Here is a 3,746-nt window from a genome sequence, read left to right as displayed (position 1 = left end):
AGGAATTCTGAGTGTGTGAATATCGTTTAGCGAGAAAATTGCATAATTATTAGCGGTCGAATCAATGATGATTTTCTGCATAACTCCTTTCTGACCGTTAATGCTCACGGGCGGGCGGTACATCGGGTCCTGAGCTAAAGTTGCAAAACTAATAAGGCTCAAAAAAGGAATAAACTTTGCCAGTTTCGACTTGAAGATTGAAAACAGAATGCTCAGTAATAAAGCAATAATGGCGACTGATAATGCCATCCAAAGTTTCGACTTTGTGTCTTTTTCTGTTGCCAATTCAGTATTTAGCAATAGTTTTTGATCATTCAAAATATTTATTTTTGAATATAAGTTATCCTCACGTTTTTTTGAAGAGTCTTTTTGGCTCACGGCGGCAACAGCCTGAAACTTTATTTCACGCTCAAGCAAAATATTGGTGCGTTTATACATCGCACATTGCTCAATGTCGGCCCGGGTTACAACAATCTCACACTCATCGTCAGTTATTTCCTGAGCGAATATATTTGAGCAGGCTGTCAGTAGGCATAGAATGAAAAATAATTTGCGATTTGCCTTTTTCATAGTTTATGATTTGAGTTTGGTTGTAACGGTAAGTGCTATCAAGTTTTGAGAGTCCAGTTTGAATATTAATTAATCGAGTATTGATATCCTTCAAACTCGAAGTGAGTTGGCAACCCATCAGGCACATTACAAAAAAACCAATGAGCATAAAAGCCAGTAATATTCTTGAGATAATCTTTATCATGTTATTTCTATGGTTATTGGTTCATTATTTTTGGCAGCTAATACCATTTTTGGAAATAGCTTATCGAATGCAATTTTGCTGTTCAAGACCATGCCGTCTTTTGTTCTCATTGTACCAACCAAAATACAGCCTTCTGTGTCGGCTGTTTTGTTGCCTGTGTGAATGCGAATACCTTCAAAATTTGGCACATTTAGCAACAATGGCAATGCTCTTTTGAAGCGAATTGACTGATTGATAATGACCTTATATTTACCATAAGGAATTGCTGTTTCACCTTTTATTTTCATATCTCTAATAATGTCTTCGAGTGTAAAACATTCAAAAATATCATCTATATATAGCTTTCCTATGGTATATTCGGGGTGTGGCTCTCGTTTGAGTTTTAGTTTCATGTTGTTATAAAATCATCTGTTTCGTCATAATCATCATCAATGCCAGGTACTTGCCATTTGAGCGTAAATTTCATTGCACAGCCACATAGGTTTTCGTAATCGCCTTCAATGTCTTCAAAATCAAAATTAGATTCGAGTCGCACAATGCCTTGACTGAAAATGTGCTTACGCATACGTTCATCATTTAAAATTCTTCTCCAGAATTGACGGCAAATTTCTTTGCCGTCAATTTGGGCTTGAGTAATTTCCAAAATTGATTCCTGCGAAGAAATAGATTTTGAAATCTCAAATTGTACTGTAAGTCTGGCAAAATATTGTTCGCTTCCGTTGTCTAAGATTTTCTCAACCAAAACAGATTTGTAAATCCACAAGCAAAAATCCCGAATCGCCATTTGTTTTTGGCCAGTTACTGAAAGGTTTTCGTAGTAGCCAAATTTCTTTTTCTCATTGATATTATGTCGAATCTGCTTGCTTTGTGTGGCAAGTAATTCGAGATAATTGATTAGGTCTTGGCTGCTCATGTTCTTTGGTTTTGCTTTAGGTACTCTTCTTCAGTTTTACGCTTTATTTTTAGTTCGTTCCAGTTAAATAGTACCGTCATTACTGGTAAATTATCAACTGTTTCATACTTAGTTGGATCTTCTTTGGCTACATAATGCAACCATGTTGTTAGATTTTGTTCGAGGTCTTCGGGTGTTAATTCGTTTTCACCTTCTTTTTTCGTTTCGTCCGAAAACACTTCTACAAATTGTCTTTTCCAATATTCACGTATATCATTATAAAAAAAATATACACCTTTTTTTATGGTCTCCGACACTGCGTTTAGTTGCCAATCGTGCAATTCAACTTTGCTTTTGTATAATGCTCGTATCAGATTATTATAGGCGTTTTCTTCGTTGATATTGCATTGAAAAAAGGCTTTTTCTGCCTCTCTATATTGTCCAAAACTCATACTGATACAGTAATCAGAGTGACCTTTTATTGTTAATTTCGGACTTACTTTGCCTAAAAACTTAAATCTTCTAACCTTAATTTTTGGAATCAACTGTTTTGCGAGTAGGATTTCATCTTCGTTTTCCATCAAAAAATCTGTAAATAGTTTGATCGTATGCTCAAGGTCTCCTTCACTGAAAACTTTATGTTTGATTGGTAAAAACTTTGACAATATTTTCTTAATTCCAAAATTCCAAACTACCCAAAATTTTGTAAACCAATTCATGCGAGCGATACTCCAAAACACCCAGAATCGAAACATGAAATTATCAGGGTATAGATAATAAACTTGAATTAACCGCAAAAACTGCTTTGGTGTCAAGTCATTTATATCGCTCGGAAAGCTGATTACTTTGTTCCTTTCGATTATCCATTCATTCCAGTTGTTCACGGTTATAGGGTTAAATTTGAATACTTTTTTTTGACCTAAAAAGGACACTATTACGCAAATCCACCAAGGTAGTAAACTCTTGAGTCTTCATCGTTTTGAAATAAAACTACATCGTCGGCAGTCGGGTGTGGATACTCCGTATAATCGTTAGGATGAGACAAAATATAATTTGTACATTGATCCAAGAAGGTTTGTCCTATTGATTGTTTTTGTTCGGCTATTTTTTGCAGAAAACTTTCAGGGGCTGTCTTGTATCGTTTGCCAGCATCGCTTCCAGTATTATCGAAAACCGCAACAGTATCAAATACACCTATCAATGCCGAAACATCATAGATTGAATACGCCAAAGCGAAGTTTGCCAGAGCTGGTTGAATGTATCGTTCTATCAAAAGTTTGTATTTGGCAGTTGCAGGAGCAGCAACGATGGCATCATACAATGCTTGCGAAATACTCGGAATGATATTGCTATAAGTGGCCAATTGTAAGCCTGGGCGACAGGCTAAGAAAACCATGCGACTTTCACGAATGTTTACAAATTTTTGAAAGTCAGAAACTGATTTTAACAAAAATTCTTTGTATTGTGTAGCGGCGTTTGTGTTCCAAACCGCAAAAGTATTGGCGGTTTCAAGATACTTTAGCAACAATTCAAGCTTTTGATGTCCAGTTTTTAGCTTATTTTGCTCGTAACGGACAAACTTAGCTTCCGATACTCGCTTTTTGCCTTTATCATCTTCGTATTCGTGCATCCCATTTGTGCCGATAGTTACGGCGGCATCTTGTGCATACAAATACATGGCAAAGTTGATAGCTGCTTGCTTGAACAATCTCACAACGGTAATATCAGTTTGCGTGCCGTCCAGAATCGTAAGCACAAAAGGTAGCGAAAGATATGGTGTCAAATATCGTTCAGTTGCATCTTCAATAAATGGCTCAATGTCTTCGATGCTCAAGCTATTGTTTGATCGAGAAAATCTTTGTAAATCTTCGAGTGTATAAATTAATGCTGCCATTATTTTTGTGGTTGAATATTGCGTTTGTCGGGTGGAACATTTGCCATTGTTTGCATGACAGGCAATTCAAAATCAATTACCATGTTTTCGCTCCAACCATTAAAATCTTTGATAAAATTATAAGGTTGCAACACCAACTGGCGTAAATATTGGTCGGCAATCAACGAAATATTGTAGCCTTGCTGTTTGTCTGATCCGCCTTTGTC

Annotated in this window: 7 protein-coding genes; all 7 read right to left on the bottom strand. The window is 36.3% G+C overall.

Annotated features, from left to right (window positions below):
- On the bottom strand, positions 1–438 hold a 438-nt coding region (locus ACH2CJ_RS11715), incomplete at its 3' end, for a hypothetical protein (protein ID WP_394992992.1).
- Between the two features lie 49 nt (positions 439–487).
- Complete coding sequence (locus ACH2CJ_RS11710; RefSeq protein WP_394992991.1) at positions 488–754, bottom strand: hypothetical protein; 267 nt, start codon at positions 752–754, stop codon at positions 488–490.
- Complete coding sequence (locus ACH2CJ_RS11705) at positions 751–1,146, bottom strand: DUF5675 family protein (protein ID WP_394992990.1); 396 nt, start codon at positions 1,144–1,146, stop codon at positions 751–753. The genes ACH2CJ_RS11710 and ACH2CJ_RS11705 overlap by 4 nt, the downstream gene beginning before the upstream one ends.
- A complete protein-coding gene (locus tag ACH2CJ_RS11700; protein ID WP_394992989.1) occupies positions 1,143–1,667 on the bottom strand; it encodes a hypothetical protein in 525 nt (174 codons plus the stop codon). The genes ACH2CJ_RS11705 and ACH2CJ_RS11700 overlap by 4 nt, the downstream gene beginning before the upstream one ends.
- Entirely contained in the window at positions 1,664–2,530 is an 867-nt protein-coding gene (locus tag ACH2CJ_RS11695) for a hypothetical protein (RefSeq protein WP_394992988.1), read from the bottom strand. The genes ACH2CJ_RS11700 and ACH2CJ_RS11695 overlap by 4 nt, the downstream gene beginning before the upstream one ends.
- Before the next feature lie 50 nt (positions 2,531–2,580).
- Positions 2,581–3,540 carry a DUF6712 family protein gene (locus ACH2CJ_RS11690; RefSeq protein WP_394992987.1) on the bottom strand — a complete coding sequence of 320 codons (960 nt, stop codon included), beginning with the start codon at positions 3,538–3,540 and terminating at the stop codon, positions 2,581–2,583.
- On the bottom strand, positions 3,540–3,746 hold a 207-nt coding region (locus tag ACH2CJ_RS11685; RefSeq protein WP_394992986.1), incomplete at its 5' end, for a hypothetical protein. The genes ACH2CJ_RS11690 and ACH2CJ_RS11685, both read right to left, overlap by 1 nt.

The sequence above is a fragment of the Emticicia sp. genome, from assembly GCF_043780375.1.
Classification (GTDB): Bacteria; Bacteroidota; Bacteroidia; order Cytophagales; family Spirosomataceae; genus Emticicia.
This window is presented reverse-complemented; position numbering and strand designations above follow the sequence as displayed.

Excerpts from the sequence above, each read along its gene's own strand:
- ACH2CJ_RS11690 (WP_394992987.1), bottom strand. The coding sequence starts at position 3,540 with ATGGCAGCATTAATTTATACACTCGAAGATTTACAAAGATTTTCTCGA.
- ACH2CJ_RS11705 (WP_394992990.1), bottom strand. The coding sequence starts at position 1,146 with ATGAAACTAAAACTCAAACGAGAGCCACACCCCGAATATACCATAGGA.
- ACH2CJ_RS11700 (WP_394992989.1), bottom strand. The coding sequence starts at position 1,667 with ATGAGCAGCCAAGACCTAATCAATTATCTCGAATTACTTGCCACACAA.
- ACH2CJ_RS11710 (WP_394992991.1), bottom strand. The coding sequence starts at position 754 with ATGATAAAGATTATCTCAAGAATATTACTGGCTTTTATGCTCATTGGT.